Below are 662 nucleotides of genomic sequence, written 5' to 3' on the forward strand. Positions count from 1 at the left end.
AAAGTGCTCTAGCTGGTTCGCCGAGAGACGAATCAGTTCCAAATTAACTAAGTTTTCCATGCTACGTGGCAGTCGTTTGATGCGATTCCCCGCCAGTGCAAGCTTTCTTAAGCGCGGTCTTTCACCCAGACTGTTTGGCAGCGTTTCAATCTCGTTGTCAGTCAGGATCAGCCAACGTAACTGACTTGGTAGTGAGGCTTCACTCACCACTTTGATCTTGTTGGTTTTAAACCCAACCATCTCAAGGTTTGGCAGCTTGCCCAATACCTCTGGTAAATGGGTGAACTGATTATTGGAAGCAAAGATGATTTTTAGTTTGGTCAGCTGTTCCAGCTCTTGTGGTAAATCTGACAGTGCGTTGCCGGATAAATCTAACACTTCAAGTGAGTCTGCAAGCTCTAAAATTTCCATAGGGAACTCAGTTAGCCCTTCCGCCAACTTCAGTTGTTTAATTCCTACTAATTGTCCTTTTTTTAATTGTTCTAGAGTCTGCAAAACCAAGCCTTCTGATTGAATGGAAATAATAAGCGGAGTAGTGTACGTGGCTAGAGGCAGAAAGGCGAGTCATGGGATGGAATACCATGGAATCAAAGCAACCAAAGGATAGAAGTGAAACCATTGCAATGGTATTACAGCAGCAGTGAGTACGAGTCAAAACATCA

General features: G+C 43.8%; 1 protein-coding gene. It reads right to left on the reverse strand.

Annotated elements, in window-relative coordinates:
• A partial coding sequence (locus tag R7O13_RS27685) for a leucine-rich repeat domain-containing protein (RefSeq protein WP_318305300.1) occupies positions 1-495 on the reverse strand: 495 nt, incomplete at its 3' end.
• Positions 496-662 lie beyond the last annotated feature (167 nt).

The organism is Vibrio sp. Y176, from assembly GCF_033438945.1.